This window comes from Skermanella aerolata KACC 11604 (assembly GCF_000936425.1).
Classification (GTDB): Bacteria; Pseudomonadota; Alphaproteobacteria; order Azospirillales; family Azospirillaceae; genus Skermanella; species Skermanella aerolata.
Genome location: NZ_AVFK01000014.1, coordinates 1 through 15,880, shown reverse-complemented (window position 1 = coordinate 15,880; position 15,880 = coordinate 1). Strand labels below are relative to the sequence as shown.

At 64.2% G+C, this 15,880-nt stretch carries 13 protein-coding genes and 3 tRNA genes; 4 read left to right on the top strand and 12 right to left on the bottom strand.

What is annotated here, in order from left to right; all coding sequences use genetic code 11:
• Nucleotides 1-76 precede the first annotated feature (76 nt).
• Nucleotides 77-1,186 (bottom strand): hydrogenase small subunit, encoded by a 1,110-nt coding sequence (locus N826_RS17620; protein WP_169789368.1) that lies wholly within the window; start codon nt 1,184-1,186, stop codon nt 77-79.
• A gap of 332 nt (nt 1,187-1,518) precedes the next feature.
• Here N826_RS17620 and N826_RS17615 point away from each other — a divergent pair, with 332 nt between their 5' ends.
• Entirely contained in the window at nt 1,519-2,121 is a 603-nt protein-coding gene (locus N826_RS17615; protein WP_044430980.1) for a HupE/UreJ family protein, read from the top strand.
• Nucleotides 2,122-2,218: 97 nt separating this feature from the next.
• Here the strand turns inward: N826_RS17615 and N826_RS43095 are convergent, their stop codons facing one another.
• The 10 genes from N826_RS43095 to N826_RS17565 form a co-directional block, all read right to left on the bottom strand.
• Nucleotides 2,219-2,848, bottom strand: a complete 630-nt coding sequence (locus tag N826_RS43095) for a hypothetical protein (RefSeq protein ID WP_147040577.1) — start codon at nt 2,846-2,848, stop codon at nt 2,219-2,221.
• A 367-nt stretch (nt 2,849-3,215) separates the two neighbouring features.
• The gene (locus tag N826_RS17605) at nt 3,216-3,857 is read right to left on the bottom strand and encodes a helix-turn-helix domain-containing protein (RefSeq protein WP_044430975.1); all 642 of its coding nucleotides are present in this window, start codon (nt 3,855-3,857) and stop codon (nt 3,216-3,218) included.
• A gap of 120 nt (nt 3,858-3,977) precedes the next feature.
• A complete protein-coding gene (locus N826_RS17600; protein ID WP_186818084.1) occupies nt 3,978-5,069 on the bottom strand; it encodes a CgeB family protein in 1,092 nt (363 codons plus the stop codon).
• Entirely contained in the window at nt 5,066-6,163 is a 1,098-nt protein-coding gene (locus tag N826_RS17595; protein ID WP_044430973.1) for a CgeB family protein, read from the bottom strand. Before N826_RS17595 ends, N826_RS17600 begins: the two co-directional genes overlap by 4 nt.
• Nucleotides 6,163-7,281 carry a CgeB family protein gene (locus N826_RS17590; RefSeq protein ID WP_044430971.1) on the bottom strand — a complete coding sequence of 373 codons (1,119 nt, stop codon included), beginning with the start codon at nt 7,279-7,281 and terminating at the stop codon, nt 6,163-6,165. The genes N826_RS17595 and N826_RS17590 overlap by 1 nt, the downstream gene beginning before the upstream one ends.
• A gap of 22 nt (nt 7,282-7,303) precedes the next feature.
• Nucleotides 7,304-8,485, bottom strand: coding sequence for a glycosyltransferase family 4 protein (locus tag N826_RS17585; RefSeq protein ID WP_044430968.1), 1,182 nt, complete (start codon nt 8,483-8,485; stop codon nt 7,304-7,306).
• A gap of 81 nt (nt 8,486-8,566) precedes the next feature.
• Nucleotides 8,567-10,492, bottom strand: coding sequence for an SDR family NAD(P)-dependent oxidoreductase (locus N826_RS45305; RefSeq protein ID WP_044430966.1), 1,926 nt, complete (start codon nt 10,490-10,492; stop codon nt 8,567-8,569).
• Entirely contained in the window at nt 10,489-11,607 is a 1,119-nt protein-coding gene (locus N826_RS17575; protein WP_044430963.1) for an SDR family NAD(P)-dependent oxidoreductase, read from the bottom strand. The genes N826_RS45305 and N826_RS17575 overlap by 4 nt, the downstream gene beginning before the upstream one ends.
• A gap of 165 nt (nt 11,608-11,772) precedes the next feature.
• Nucleotides 11,773-12,147 (bottom strand): hypothetical protein, encoded by a 375-nt coding sequence (locus N826_RS17570; RefSeq protein ID WP_052831504.1) that lies wholly within the window; start codon nt 12,145-12,147, stop codon nt 11,773-11,775.
• Nucleotides 12,148-12,347: 200 nt separating this feature from the next.
• A tRNA-Thr gene (locus N826_RS17565) sits at nt 12,348-12,422 on the bottom strand.
• Between the two features lie 180 nt (nt 12,423-12,602).
• Here N826_RS17565 and N826_RS17560 point away from each other — a divergent pair.
• Nucleotides 12,603-14,543, top strand: coding sequence for a bifunctional 2',3'-cyclic-nucleotide 2'-phosphodiesterase/3'-nucleotidase (locus tag N826_RS17560; protein ID WP_052831503.1), 1,941 nt, complete (start codon nt 12,603-12,605; stop codon nt 14,541-14,543).
• A gap of 3 nt (nt 14,544-14,546) precedes the next feature.
• On the opposite strand, the gene rlmB is transcribed toward N826_RS17560, so the two are convergent.
• Nucleotides 14,547-15,380, bottom strand: coding sequence for a 23S rRNA (guanosine(2251)-2'-O)-methyltransferase RlmB (gene rlmB, locus N826_RS17555; RefSeq protein ID WP_044430962.1), 834 nt, complete (start codon nt 15,378-15,380; stop codon nt 14,547-14,549).
• Between the two features lie 125 nt (nt 15,381-15,505).
• Here rlmB and N826_RS17550 point away from each other — a divergent pair.
• Nucleotides 15,506-15,591: transfer RNA gene (locus N826_RS17550), tRNA-Tyr, on the top strand.
• A 75-nt stretch (nt 15,592-15,666) separates the two neighbouring features.
• Nucleotides 15,667-15,740 (top strand) — tRNA-Gly (locus tag N826_RS17545).
• The last annotated feature ends 140 nt before the right edge of the window (nt 15,741-15,880 follow it).

Genomic DNA, 15,880 nt, shown 5'->3' with positions numbered 1-15,880 from the left:
CGCGCTGTTCCTTTAGTCCTGCGGCGTCCCGCTTGGGGGACGCCGGATGTCATGTGTGGCGGTCGAGGACTGGGGATCAGTCGCGGGAGGTGGTGGAGGGAGCGGGAGCCTGGGTTTCGCCGGACTTCATGCGGGCACGCTTGACGGCGCTGACGGCGGCATGGGCGGCGATGCCGGTCCCGACGACTCCGGCGACCGTGCCGCCGATCTGGTCGGCGTTCGCCTCGATCCCGAACTGCTTGACGTTGGTCAGGCGGTCGTAGAACGGACCGTTGTCCCAGAAGCCGTCTTCGGAGCACCCGATGCAGCCATGGCCCGACTGGATCGGGAAGGACACGCCGCCGTTCCAGCGCGTGGTCGAGCAGGCGTTGTAGGTTGTCGGACCCTTGCAGCCCATCTTGTAGAGGCAATAGCCCTTCTGGGCCTGCTCGTCATCCCACTGCTCGACGAACTGGCCGGCGTCGAAGTGCGGGCGGCGGTAACATTTGTCGTGGATGCGCTGGCTGTAGAACATTTTGGGCCGGCCCTGGCGGTCCAGTTCCGGCATCTTGTCGAAGGTCAGGATGTAGCTGACGACGCCGGTCATGACCTCGGCGATCGGCGGGCAGCCCGGCACCTTGATGATCGGCTTGTCCAGGATGACTTCGTGGACGGGGGTCGCCCTGGTCGGGTTGGGCTTCGCCGCCTGGACGCAGCCCCATGACGCGCAGGAGCCCCAGGAGATCACGGCCATCGCGTCGGAGCAGACTTCGCGGAGTTGCTCGACGAACGGACGGCCGCCGACGATACAGTACATGCCGTCCTCGTTGAGAGGCGGATTGCCTTCCACGGCGGCGATGTAGCGGCCTTTGTACTCGTGCCGGATCTCGTCCAGGATGGCTTCCGCCTGATGGCCGGCCGCCGCCATGATGGTGTCGTCGTAGTCCAGGCTGATCATGGACAGAACGACGTCCTTGACCAGCGGATGGGCGGAGCGGATGAAGCTTTCCGAGCAGCAGGTGCATTCCAGCCCGTGGAGCCAGAGGACGGGAATGCGCGGCTTGGTTTCCATCGCTTCCGCGATGCGGGCGCCGAAGGCCGGAGCCAGCCCCAGGGATGCCGCCGTCAGCGAGCAGAACTTCAGGAAACTGCGGCGACTGATCCCCTGACGCCGGATCACGTCGTAAAAAGTTTCCACCCTCGCCATCGGCCCATTCCTTCTCGTTTTCCGCGTTGGCTGGCGAGCGTGATCCCTCCGTGCGGAGGATCGCCGTCGTGCGCGTGCATTCCCCGCACGAGAGCGATTTTTCCCCGCTCGCCTCATGCAGCGCTTGCTTTCCGCAGCATACCCGGCGATTCATTGGACCGGGCATCACCATACCAGCCTGGTCATAGACAATCCGTCCTGGGTCATATGCACACATTGATCTGGATCAACCACGGTCCGGCAATTTTCGATAATATCTTGGGCGTCAAGGTTGCCGACTCAGTCCAGGTTGCGTAACGGTGATAAAACTTCTTTATTTGGGAGACTACTACATGAGGCGAACAGGTCTCGCTCTCGGCCTCGCCGGTGCAGCGCTGATGGCATTGCCGGCCGCCGCATTGGCTCATCCGGGGCATATGGAGCCGGCCGGCTTCGTGCATGGCTTCGAACATCCGCTGGGCGGGCTGGACCATCTGCTTGCCATGGTTGCCGTCGGTCTTTGGGCCGCCCAATCGGGCGGGCGCGCGCTTGTGGCACTGCCGGCGGCCTTCGTCGTCGCAATGATCCTGGGCGGTTTCGCTGGCATGGCCGGCCTGCCGTTGCCGGCGGTCGAGTTCGGTATTCTCGGGTCCGTGCTGGCGCTGGGCGCCCTCGTGGCGTTTCAGCCGAAGCTGTCGGTCGGCGTCTGCGTCGCGATCACGGCTGCGTTCGCGGTCTTCCACGGCTTTGCCCATGGTGTCGAAATGCCCGCGGCGGCTTCTCCCTGGGCCTACGGCCTTGGCTTCACGGTGGCGACCGCGTTGCTGCACGCCGGCGGCATCGGTCTGATCGTCGCGGTGCGGCGTTTTGTCCAGGGCAATGCCGGCCGTGCAGCCGTGCGTGGCAGCGGTGCGCTGGTCGCTTTCGGCGGCGTGGCCCTGGTGCTGCTCGGGTAAGCTGAATCTTTCTTGAAGATCGAAGAAGCCCCGCTGCCGGGTCGACCGGCAGCGGGGCTTTTTTCATTTCGGAACAAGCAGGTCCCTGCGCCGGGTTTCAAGGAAACTCGACGCTGACGATCTTCCAGAAACCGGTCAGTGTCGCGAGCTGGACGCTTTCGTCGCGACCATTGCCGGTATCCACGACGATGCCGTCCGCAGTGCGGCCGCGATAGATCGCGATCCTTCCGGTCCGTCCGCTCTTTACAAGTACGAAATCGGCCGGCCGCAATGGCTTGCTCGGGTCGATATAGATCAGGCTGCCGACTGGCAGCCAGGGACCCAGTTCCGGGTCGTGTATATAGGCGGCGAAGGCATCGACGACGCGCAGCAGCGAGGGGGGGCAGTCTATCTCGGCAACGGGGGCGGTCATGTCGATGCCGGGTTCGGACCCGCGCCCGTAAACCATGAGCCTTGCGCGAACTTCCGACTGCTGCGTGGCGGGAGGGTCGACACTGACGAATAATTCCGGTTCACGAAGTCGGTTTTCAGCTATACCCAGGTATTGAGCGAGCTTGATCCTAACATCTTCCGGCAAGAAGCGTGGTTTGCTCTGGAAAAGGTATTGATGAAAATAGCCATGGTTACGTCCACAAGCTATGCTTGCGGCCTTGAGAGTACTCTTGGTCCTGATTAATGCAAGAACCGACTGCCGATGAACATCCGCCCCATCCATGACCATTTTCATCGCCCGCCCCCAACTGCTTCAAGCTGCAGTCATAACAAAAAGAAAATTGTCTGTGATGGGGAATTTTCGAATTTGGTAAGGATGAAATATCATTAGATATCAATGCTATCGGATGTCGTCAGACCCATTTCTGAAATAGTTACCGGATTTTAACCATCAAAGAATCATTATGTATCCCACTTAGTGGGATTCTGCCGAATCGAGCCGGATTCTGCATGGATATATGTGCCGAATCAGATTCGTGATCCGAATCCGCACACCGGATCCGCGACAAAGTTGTTCGGTCAGCCTACCGTAGGACGGGCGGAATTTTGACTTTTCCGGGCTATAACCCGAGGGTTAAATTGCGACTCGGAACAATCCTTTTTCAGTCGCCATTGGGGCCGTTCATCCAGATACCGACGACCTTATGCAATCGCTCGGTGTCCTCCGCCTCAAGGTCCACCCGCTTCTTCGACAAGGTCAAGCCGTAAAGATCGCCGTCATCCGACTGCCGGAGGTAAAAGGCGAGCGGGGACCAAGTGACCCGGTTGATCACGAGGTCGTTGATCATCACGGAGCGTTCGGGGTGAACGTATAGAACGATCCCGGGGAGCAATGCAGGTGCGTTGGTCATATCGCCGATGCTGACCGCATAGGCGCCGGGAACGTCGGCGAGCTGGATCGGGCAGGGCGTCCTGCCACCGGCGCGGGCGGCTTCCTTCTGCGAGCTGAGAGACTTGCCGTCAAACAGGGGAAGGTCGGATGAGCCGGTCTTGCTGGTATCGGATGCCCGCTCCACAAAGGCACGAAGCTTGCTTTCGGGCGTCAGCAGGTCCAGCGGCGTAATCCCGTAGACGCCAGCAAGCTTGATGACGTGGTCCGGCCGGACCGGCCGCGCTCCGGATTCGAGCTTCGACAGTTCGCTCTTGGACACTCCGCAGAGGTTAGCGGCCTTGGTGAGCGTGATGTTCTTCATGACGCGATAATTGCGCAGGCGCACGCCGTCATGCTCGATTTTTGATTCCATGTCTCATCTCGAATGTACGCAAGTCGCAAAGCTATCTGGAGTTTATATAAAATTGTCGAAATATTGAAACAAATTTCAGCTAGGCATTGAAGGGCTCCCCTGGAGGGAGCCCGCCCATGCTCAATGGTTTCGCGAGGAAACTATCGCCCCCGCCTCCGCGACATGTCGCTCCAGCTCCATCGCGCGGTGATCCGCCGTATGGCTGCTAAGGATGCGGTCGCGCGCACGTTGTCCCATGGCTTGCCTGTCCTTGTCTGACATCGTGCGCAGCGTTTCCAGAACCGTTGCCGCATCGGGCGCGATGACGATCTCGTTTCCCGGATTGAACAGGCTGTCGAGACCCGGCCACCAGTCGCTGATGATCGGCGTGCCGCAGGCGGCGGCTTCGAACAGGCGGACGCTGGGGGACCAGCCCGCCGCGATCATGTCGGCCCGTGTCACGTTCAGGGTGAAGCGTTGCGCGTTGTAGAAGTCGGCATGGTCCGCCGGCGGAAGGTGCTCGATCCTTTCGACATTTGCAGGCCAAACGATCGAACCGGGGTATTGGGGACCCGCCACCACGAACCGGCCGTCGGTCCAGGATCGGGCCGGTTCGACCAGGAGGCGGTTCACGGAAGGCTGCCGGTCGTCGCTGTACGTGCCGAGATAGCCGAGATCCCAGCGCGGCTCCGCCGGCTCCGGACCATAGCGGTCGGGGTCGACGGAGCAATAAAGGGCGCGGGCCATGGGAGACCCGTATTGCCGCTCCAGCCGGTCCAGCGTCGGGCCGCCGGTGAACGACAGGTATATGTCGTATCGCGGGATCAGATCGGGACTGAGATATTCGGCATCGCCCCGTTCCAGCTTGGCGAGGGTCACGGGCGTGTCGATGTCGTAGAAGGCCGTCAAACCTTGGGCCGTGGCGATCACCCATCGGCCGACCTCAACTCCGTCAGGCACATAGGATCCGACGACCACCAAGTCTGCGTGGCGGACCTCCTGCTCGAAACGGTCGCGCAGATCGTCCAGCGACCCGTATAGGGCGGTCCGGCCGAATGGCGGATCGGGCAAATCGCGGTTCTCCGCGTACCAGGGGCGGTCGGCTTCCAGGAAAAGCACGTCGTGACCCCGGCCGGCCAGCGCCCGGACCAGCGCCCGGTAAGTCGTGGCATGGCCGTTGCCCCAGGAAGACGTGATGCTCAGGCCGAGAATGACGATCGACAGCGGCGTCATGCCGGCACCTTGCCGGCGGGAGTGCCGGTAAGCAGCAGCGACTCGACCTCGGCCGCGCGGTGGCCATAGGTGTGGGCATCGAGCATGCGGCGACGTGCCGCGTCCCCGATCCTGCGCGAACGCTCCGGCGTCAGGCCGTCGACAAGGGCGGCGACTTCCGCCCCATCCTTCGCCACCAGGATTTCGGTGCCCGGTTCGAGAAATTGCTCGACGCCTTCCCATGCGTCGGTGATGACGCAGGCTCCGGCTCCGGCCGCCTCGAACACGCGGGTCGCGGGGGAAAAGCCGACGGCGGCCATGCTGTCGCGGGCGACGTTGAGAACGGCGAGCGCGGAGCAGTTCACCGCGTTGTGGTCGGCCGTATAGACGTGGCCGACATAATTGACGTTGGACGGCATCTGCTTGTCGCCCCAGCCGCTGCCGCCCAGCAGGAAACGGCGTTCCGGCAGGCGGGCGGCGGCGTTCAGGAAGAACTGCTCGACGCGGGCCTCGCGGTCGGGCAGCCGGTTGGCCATGAAGCTGAGATCCGCTTGGAACCGCTTATCCGGGGCGACCGGATGGTGGGTTTCTGGGTCAAGCGCATTATAGATCGGAATGCAGTCGCGGGCGCCGATCGCCCTGTAGGCGCCGATTACCGGATCGCCGCCACCATATGTCAGCACATAATCGAAGCGTGGAATCAGAGGGCGCAGCGTGTCGCCGGGATTTTCCCGCATCGACGCGAGTGTCGCCGGAGCGTCGACGTCCCAGAAGATCACGGCCGCATCCGACCGGCGGACTTCAAGGACTCCCGCTTCCAGCAGGCTGTCGAAGACGCCGACACCGCTCGCCTTGACGATGACGTCGGCGTCGCGGCCCTGTTCCAGCGCCTTCCGGGCACTCGCCTCGTCGTTCGGATAGACGACGACGCGTGCCCAGTCCGGGTCGGCGATGTCGCGGTGCTGCTGCCGCTCCCAGGCGTCAGGCTCGAAAAACGTCACCGTGTGGCCTCGGGCTGCGAGAGCCCGGATGATGCCCCTGTAGTAGGTCGCTGCACCGTTCCAGTAGGCCGATACCAAGCTGGAACCGTAGAAGGAAATATTCAGTCCGGCCATCAGCGGGCCTCCAGCAGCAGGGGATTGGCCTGTTTCAGCTCGCGGCAGATGTCGAGCAACTCGTCCACGCGGTGAGCGCAGGTATGACGGGCCTGGATGGTCTCGTACCCGCTGCGGGCAAGGGCGGCGGACAGGTCGAGATCGTTGAGAATATCCCGAAGGTGCTTTGTCATTTCGGTACCGTTATGAGCAATCAGGTAATCGTTGCCGGGCCGGAACAGTCCCTCGGCGTCGTCCCAGGGCGAGCAGACTAGGGGAATGCCGCAGGCCATCGCCTCGAACGGACGGATGGTCGGGATGCCGCGCAGCATCTCGACATAGGGACGGCGCGGGACATGGACCGTCACGGCGAAGCGGGCGAAGGCTTCGGGGGCTTCGTGATTGGGCAGGTAGCCGGCGTATTCGGCCCCCGCGAGGTTGACGGCGGCCTTGGCCTCGGCCGGGTAGCGGACGCCGTGGATGCGGGCCTTCAGCCGGAGCTGGCGGATCGGCAGCAGCAGGAACTCGCCCAGTTCGACCGACCTCTCGCCGTCGCCCCAGTTGCCGATCCAGACGAGGTCGCCTTCGCGTGGTCTTGCCGGCAAAGGACGGAACAAGGCGGTATCGGCGGCTTCGTGCCACGTCCAGGCCCGCTTGCCCCAGCCCATGCTGAGATAGATCTCCCGGATCACGGCGCCGTAGGCCAGCACGCCGTCATAGGACGTCAGGTCGTAGGCCGCCATCGACTTGGGATCGCTGACCGAGCGGTGATGGGTGTCGTGGAACAGCAGATGGAAGCGTCCGCCGCCGGCGCGCTTGCGGCCGATGCGCGCCACCAGGTCATGGTCGTTCCATTCGTGCACGATCACGACATCGGCGCCGTCCAGCGCCCGGTCGAGATCGAGCGTCGCCAGATCGTATGTAGTGGAGCGCAAGCCCGGAAATGCGGTGGCGTACCGGGCGACCGCTTCCGGCCCCTGGTCCGCAATCAGGTTCTGGAGGCTCCAGTTGTCGCGCGGCTCGAACAACTGCACTTCGTGGCCGCGGGATGTGAGTTCACGGACGATGCCGCGCAGGAAATGGGCATTGCCGTGATTCCAGTCGGACACCAGCGAGTGGGTGAAATAAACGAAGCGCATGGGTCCCCGCATGGTTCGAAGATCAGCTTCCCAGCGGGACTGCGGCGACTTCGCGGTGAAGCGGGACCGTCTGCGGCACGTCCAGCAGGTCGGCATAGACGTTGAGATAACGCGCGACCATGCGTTCGGTGCCGTAGCTCCGTGCGCGATGGCGCGCGGCCAGGGAAAGGGTGCCCAGATGCGCCGGCTGGCCGATCAGGCGCTTGAGCTCGCGGGTGAGGGCTTCGTGATCGTCGGGCGGAACGAACACCGCGGCACCGGTCCAGAGTTCGCGCAGGCTGGGCAAGTCGCCGAGCACCAGGGCACAGCCCGACAGGGCCGCTTCCAGAACCGACAGGCCGAACGGCTCGTAGCGGGCGGGCAGGGCGAAGATTGCGGCGTCGCCGTAGATCCGGGCCAGCGCATCGGGCGGCACGACCCCATGGCACCGGAGATTGGCCGGCGGCTCGCCGCTGCCGTCCGGACGTTCCCACGAGCCGGCGACCGCCACCGGCCACTCGAGCGAGGGAGCGACGCCGTCCAAGGCGCGGATGTTCTTGGCTTCGTCCCAGATGCGGCCGACGCTGACGATGCCGCGGCGGCTGCCCGGCTGATGCAATCCGGTCCGGCCGTGCCAAGTCCCGGCATCGCGGCCGTTCCAGATCACCTGGCTTCGGGGCCGGGGACCATAGTGAACCTCCAGCGCATCCAGCATCGCCTGGGTCGGGGCTACCACCTGATCGGCCGCCGCGAGCCCCGCCGCGACACGGCTGGCATAGGGCTGCCAGCCGACAGGCGCGGCGGTCTGGTGGACGGCCTGCCACCATGACAGCACGCAGGAATGGGCGACTACCAGGACCGGAAGTCCCCAAGGCAGCGCCGCGTGGGTATAGCCGTTCAGGTGGACCATGTCGGGCGCGGTCCGTTCCGCCAGCTCCAGCAGCCAGTCGCCGGCCCGGCGGAGATCGTCTTCCGGCTCCTCCATCCATTCCAGCCGGAAATCGCCGTGGTGGAGATCGAGACCAGGAATAGCGACGGCCTTCGACCGCTGGGCCGGCGACGGTTCGCGCCCCATCACCGCAAGGGTGATCCGTACGCCGCGCCGGGAAAGTCCTCCGGCCAGTTCGAGCGCGTAGTCCCAGATGCCGCCGACGGCGTCGGCGGTCATCAGTACCCGGCGCGGAGCGCCGCTCCCCAAGGGCGGTTCCGGAAATCGGATGGTCATCTCAGTGACAATCCGCCACGGCCAGTTCCAGTTCGTGCAGATGCAGGCGACGCCGGTCCTGGATGTCGCTGAAATCGACGTTCACGATGCCGCTCTTCGGTCTTTGTACTTGGAAAGAGAGGAGGGAGCGACGACGCGGTTCTCGGCCAGCCAGTCGGCCAGCAGCCCTATGCCCTTGGCGATGCCGGTCCGCGGCTTCCAGCCGGTCGCTTCGCCGAACTTGGACGTGTCGGAAACGTAGTAGAGCTGATCGCCCGGCCGCCAGGGACCGTAAGCGATCTCGGGCCGGCATCCGGCGGCCTCGCCGATGCGGTCGAGCAGTTCCACCAGGCTGGTGGCGTTGGCGGGACCGCCGCCGATGTTGAAGGCCTGCCCCCGGATCGCGGGCATGTTGGCCTGGGCCAGCATGAAGGCGTCGACGAGATCCTCGACGAACAGGATGTCGCGGACCTGATAGCCGTCACCGTAGAGGGTGATCGCCTCGTCCTGAAGCGCACGGATCAGGAAATGCGCGACCCAGCCCTGGTCTTCGGTGCCGAACTGGTGTGGACCGTAGATGCAGCTCATCCGGAACACCGCCGTCGGCAGGTCGTAGGTCCGGCAATAGTCGAGCACATACTGATCGGCACTGCCCTTCGACGCGCCGTAAGGGCTGTAGAAGTCGAGCGGACGGGACTCGTCGATGCCGCGGGCATCGATCGCGGCATCGGTCGGCGCATAGCGCTTGCCGTCCAGTTCCAGCGCCACGTCGGCCAGCTTGCCGTAGACCTTGTTGGTCGAGGTGAAGACCAGCGGCGGCGGCTCTGGGTGGGCACGGATCGCTTCCAGCAGGTTCACGGTGCCGCGCGCGTTGATCTCGAAATCGGCGACAGGGTCCACCAGACTGGTCGTGACGGCCACCTGGGCCGCGAAATGGAACATCCGGCCGGCGTGGGACACCGCGTCGCGCAGGACATAAGGATCGCGGATGTCCGCCAGTTCGAACGTCACGGCGTTGCCGTGGGTGGCCTTGAGCCACTCGATGTTCTGCTCGACTCCGGGACGCGACAGGTTGTCGTAGACGATGACCCGGTTGCCCTCGCGTACCAGACGGTCGGCCAGATTGGTGCCGATGAACCCGGCGCCGCCGGTGACGACCACCGGCTTGTCCGTACGGGCCGGCGTGACCGGGATGGGGCGGCCGAGCCGGTAAAGCGACCGGACCGCCGCGATGCCGCCCTTCTCCAGCAGGCGGCCGAGCAGCTTCGGCGAGCCGTCGGCCCTCAGAATGCCGTGGAAATAGTCGCGCTCGTCCGCGTGGAAGCCGTGGGCTCCCTGTTCGGAGGGGTCGAGATCCTGGAGCGACGACCAGTAGACCCGCTCGGCCGGCGCATCGGCAGCACCGAGGAACGCCCGGATCTGGCCCCTTTCGTCATGGCGCCATGTCGAGAAGCTCGATTCGGTGATCCAGAGGCGGATCCGCGCTCCATGGACTTCCAGAGCCTGGGCATAGGCGGCGATCGCGTCGCTCCAGCCCGGCTTCTGCGTGGCGCCGGTGCCCTGATGCGACTCGATGCCTAGGACATCGACGGCATCCAGTCCCTTGCCGGGAGCTACAAGGTCGAGCGCCGTCAGGTCGATGCCACTCACGACCGTCAGGAAGCCGAGACCCTTGAAGTGGGCGGCGAGTTGAAGCGCCTGGGCGGCCTTGCCGGGCGCCGCCGCGATTTCGATCTCGCCGAGAAGGCCCGACTGCCGTGAAACGGCGTCGACCAGAGCTTCCGGTGCATCCGCGGACAGGCAGGGCAACACTTCGAAGCCGACGGCAAGCCGGGACAGCAGGGTGCCTACCCATTCGGCTTCGTCAGCTTCGATGCCGGCGGCATCGGGCGCCAGGGGAACCCGTAGACGCCGGAAACCAAGCCGCTTGAGCGCTTCGACGGCCTGCTCCGTCCGCTCGCCTTCGTCGGGGTGGAAGGAGACGGTCAGGCCGGGCAGTTCGATGGGATGATCCGCCGCACCCGTCATACCGCCAGTCCCCGCTGCGCCAGTTCCCTGCTCGCCTGATCGACCCGGTCGACGGCGATCTGCCCATCCAGCCAGTCGGTCAGTTCGGTCATGCCGTCGGCAAGGGTGACTTCCGGACGGTATCCCAGGATGCGCTGGGCCTTGCCGATATCGGCGAAGCAGTGCCGAATATCGCCGACGCGGAACTTGCGCGTCAGGGTAGGGGCGATCCGCGACTTGCCCAGGGCGGATGCCAGCTGTTCGGCCACTTCGGCCACGCTGATGCTCTCGCCGCTGCCGATGTTGAAGACTTCACCGGCCGCCTTTTCCGCATGGAGCGCCAGGTGGCAGGCGCGCGCCACGTCGGCGACATGGACGAAGTCGCGACGTTGCAGGCCGTCTTCGAAGATCATCGGGGAATTGTCGTTAAGCAGGCGGGAGGCGAAGATGGCCAGCACGCCGGTATAGGGGTTGGAGAGCGCCTGACGGGTGCCGTAGACGTTGAAGAAACGCATCGCGACCGTCGGAATATTGTAGGCTTGTCCGATCATCAGGCACATGCGCTCCTGGACGTATTTGTTGAGCGCATAAACGGACGACAGGGTCGGGGACTTCGATTCGGGTGTCGGCTGCGGCTCCAGCCTGCCGCCGTCGGGGCCGACCGGCTCCCATCTACCTTCCTTCAGGTCGGAAAGGCTTCGTTCCCCGGCCGTGACGATATGGCCCTGGGCATCGCGGTAAAGGCCCTCGCCATAGATGCTCATGCTGCTGGCTACCACCAGACGTTCGACGGGCCGCTCGATCAGGGCCTGGAGAACGATGGCGGTGCCGAGGTCGTTGACGCCGACATAGTCGTCGACCTGATACATGCTCTGGCCGACGCCGACCATCGCGGCGAAATGGTAGACGGCATCGACGCCCTTAAGGGCGGACTTCACCGCTGCCGGGTCGCGGACGTCGCCGACTTGCAGTTCCGCCGCGCGGTTCAAGTATTCGGGTCGCGATTTACCCGGGCCGTGCACCTGCTCAGATAAATTATCCAAAATACGAACTTTATGACCGGCTGAAATGAGTTCATCGGCTAAGTGAGATCCAATGAAACCAGCCCCGCCGGTGATAAGTATTGTTTTCGACATAAGATTGTTTTCCCTGGGTATCTTTCTTGCCAGTGGTGAACGCGGCGCGTCGTTGCAGGTTCCAATCGTCTTGAAGGGGTATGACTTGCTGAAAAATGCATATGACGAGGTCGGTATATGACCCAAGGTTCTAGGATTTAGATCTTGGGTGATAGCGTGTCGGTCTCAGCCGGCTGAAAATAGAAGCACTAAGCCCAGTACCAGGCAGACGGCCACGATCCCGACGGCGATCATGGGACCCTGGCGGCTCGGCGGGGTATTCTCCGAGTGGGAACCTTCTGGAGCGCGGGCGGGCGCCGCAGGACTTTCGTACTTCACGGTCGAGGCGGGAGTGGGCGATCCGGCGGCTTCGTCGTCGGTGCCGAGCGGCGATGCCGCCGGATCGGGAGCGGCGACCTTGTCGCGGAACTTGCCGCTGTCGATCTGGTCGCGCAGATGTCCACGCTCGACCGGATCGTCGGTGGCCGAACTCGCGGGATCGGGAGTCACGGGAGCGTCATGGGCGGCGCCCATGTCGCGAGAGATTTCACGGTCGGCCATATCTGTACTTCCTGCATTTCTAAGCGATGATCGCCCAGGATGCGGCGATGGCGCGCGAGGCGCATCGCTTCATCCGGCAGGAGGGTGAACCGGCGGGCAGGAGGGTTGGTTCCGGGGCTGCCGCTTGACCAGCACGCACAGCTCGAAGCAAATACAAGTGCCGATGGATGTATGGATCTATAGCGGGGGTCGTCCGAGACTGGTGCCGGCTGAGGGATTTGAACCCCCGACCTTCGGTTTACAAAACCGCTGCACTACCACTGTGCTAAGCCGGCCCACCGTCGAACGGCGGTGACACTAGCGCCACGAACGGCGTTGGACAAGTCCGGGGTGATAATTTTGCTGCGGAGGTCGCTTGCGTCAGCCTTGGGCATTCGGTTGACCTGGCCGGGTTCCTGCGGTTACCCCTGCTTCTTCAGCCGGCGTATTTCAGACCGGAGTCAGGAGAGGGTTTCATGGACCGCAGGAGTTTCATTTTCGCGCTCGCTCTCGGCGCCGCAACGGCTCTGGGCGGGGCAGGGACGGCTTCGGCCGACTCCACGGTCCACCTCCGGCTGCTCGGCACGACCGACCTGCATGTCAACGTGCTGCCCTACAACTACTACTCCGACAAGGAAGACGTCACTGTGGGGCTGGCGCGGACCGCCGGCCTGATCGCCAAGGCGAGGGCCGAATCGAAGAACAGCCTGCTGCTGGATAACGGCGACACGATCCAGGGAAACCCGCTGGGTGATTTCGTGGCGCGGGAGCGGGGGCTGAAGAAGGGCGACGTCCATCCCGTCTACAAGGCGATGAACCTGCTGAAATACGACGCCACCACAGTCGGAAACCACGAGTTCAACTATGGCCTGGATTTCCTGGCTTCCGCCCATTCAGGCCTGACTTTTCCGGTCGTCGCGGCCAATGTGGAAATTGCCGGTTCGGACAGGACGTACCTCAAGCCTTACGAGATCCTGACCCGGCAGGTAACCGACGAGCAGGGGCAGGTTCATTCCCTGAAGATCGGAGTCATCGGTTTCGTCACGCCGCAGATCACCACCTGGGACAAATCGGCATTGGCGGACAAGGTCACGACGTCCGATATCGTCGATGCCGCCCGGAAATACGTACCCGAACTGCGCTCCCAAGGTGCCGACATCGTCGTGGCGCTGTGCCACAGCGGCCTGTCCGCCGATCCTCGCCACGGGATGGAGGAGAACGCCGCGTGGTACCTGACGGAGGTGCCGGGGATCGACGCCGTCGTGACCGGCCATCAGCACAAGGTCTTTCCCGGCCCCGATTTCGTCGGACTGCCCGAAGCTGATTCGGCGAAAGGGACGATCCACGGGGTGCCCGTCGTCATGCCTGGGTTCTGGGGCAGTCATCTCGGCGTGATCGACCTGACCCTGACGAACGGCGACGGCAAATGGTCGGTCGCCGATAGTGCGGTCGCGGTCAGGCCGATCTACGAGACCAGGGACAAGCAGCGCGTAGCGCTGGCCGACTCCGATCCGGCCATCGTGGAGGCGTTGAGCGCCGACCACGAGGCGACGCTTGCCTATGTACGCCAGCCGGTCGGCGAAACCACGGCGCCGATCAACAGCTATTTCGCCCTGGTCCAGGACGATCCCTCGATCCAGATCGTGACCAATGCCCAGGCTTGGTACGTCAAGCGCCTGCTTCAGGGCACCGAATACGAAAGTATGCCGGTCCTGTCGGCCGGCGCCCCGTTCAAGGCCGGCGGACGCGGCGGGCCGGACTACTACACGGACATTCCGGCGGGAAAGATCGCGATTCGTAACACTGCGGATCTCTACCTGTATCCGAATACGGTGCGGGCCGTGGTCATGACCGGCGCCCAGATCCGGGAATGGCTGGAAGCGTCGGCCGGCGCGTTCAACCGGATCGACCCGAACGCATCGGGCGAACAGGCGCTGCTGAACCCGTCGTTTCCCAGCTATAATTTCGACGTCATCGACGGCGTGAGCTACCGCATCGACGTGTCGCAGCCCGCGCGCTACGACGGCGACGGCAAGCTGGCGGCCCCGGAGGCGCACCGTATCCGGGACCTGTCCCATGGCGGCAAGCCGATCGACGATGGGCGGAAGTTCGTGGTGGTGACCAACAACTACCGCGCCGGCGGGGGCGGCAAGTTCCCCGGACTGGACGGCACCAACATCGTCGTCGAGGCGCCGGACGAGAACCGGACGGCGCTGGTCAACTATATCTTCGACCAGAAGACCATCGATCCGGCGTCCGATGGGAACTGGTCGCTCAGCCCGATCGGAGGGGCGGCCGAGGTCACCTTCCTGTCATCGCCGAAGGCCCGTGACGCCATCCCGCCCGTCAGCCGGATCGCCTATCTGGGGGACGGCGGCAACGGCTTCGGCAAATACAGGATCGACCTGACGAAATGAGCGTCAGCGCAGCCGGGCAAGCTCGTAGAGCGCAACGGCTGCCGCGTTGGAGACATTGAGGCTGCCGATCGGTCCACTGGTCGGCAGGCGGGCGATTTCGTCGCACCGCTCCATGGTCAGCCGGCGCAGCCCGCTGCCCTCCGCGCCCAGGACAAGGGCGACACGGTTCGGGAATGGCAGCTGGGCCAGCGTCTTGCCACCCGACTCGTCGAGCCCGACGCACAGGTAGCCGGCTTCCCGCAACTCCGTCAGGGAACGCGAGAGATTGACGACGCGGACCAGGGGAACGACCTCGGCGGCGCCGGACGCGCTCTTGGCCAGCGTCCCCGTCATCTCCGGAGCGTTCCGGTCTGGCAGCACCACGGCGCTGGCCCCGAAGGCGGAAGCGGAGCGGAGGATGGCGCCGACATTGTGCGGGTCCGTCACTTGATCCAGCAGCACGACGAGGTCACCGTCCTTCAGCGAGCCCTCCCGGATGATATCGCCCAAATCGACCTCCGGGAGCGGGGCGGCGTCGAGCACCAATCCCTGGTGGACGGCGCCGGCCGGCAGCAGCCGGTCGAGGTCGGTGCGCTCGACCAGGGTCGGCGCGGGACGGTCGAGCTTCGCGGCCTTGGCCTGTTCCAGGGCGGCCGTGAGGCCGGCAAGAGCCGCCTCGGTCGCCAGCAGGCGATGCACGCGGCGCTCCGGATTGATCCAGGCGGCCGCTACGGGATGAAGCCCGAACAGCAGGCCCGGACGGGCGGATTGCGCAGGTGCGGGCTTGTGATGGCGCGCGGGTTGCCCGGACTGGGCGGACGGGCGGGGCGGCTGGCGCGGGGGCTTGTGTCGGGTCATGATGTTGGGACAGTGGCGTATGACGATTTGCGATGCCAGCGCTCATATCGGATATCTTTAGACGTTGACAACGCGGCTGAAATTCCCATAGTGCGCATCTCCGTTCCGGGCGACCGGGGCGGTTTGGAAGGGTGGCCGAGTGGTTAAAGGCAGCAGACTGTAAATCTGCCCGCGATAGCGTACGCTGGTTCGAATCCAGCCCCTTCCACCATCTCTGCTATCAGGACCGGATCCGCCGGTCCGGTCGGCAGACCGGTGTCGATGGCGCCGTAAGGAAATGGCTCGGGCGGGTGTAGCTCAATGGTAGAGCTCCAGTCTTCCAAACTGGTGACGAGGGTTCGATTCCCTTCACCCGCTCCATTCCTGAAGGTCGACGGGTGCCGGCTCCGGTAATATGTGTGTTTAGATCTTCGGATGGATGTCGGCTAAAGCCGCGGGGACAGAAAGAGCGATGGCGAAGGCTAAATTTGAGCGGAACAAGCCGCACTGCAACATCGGCA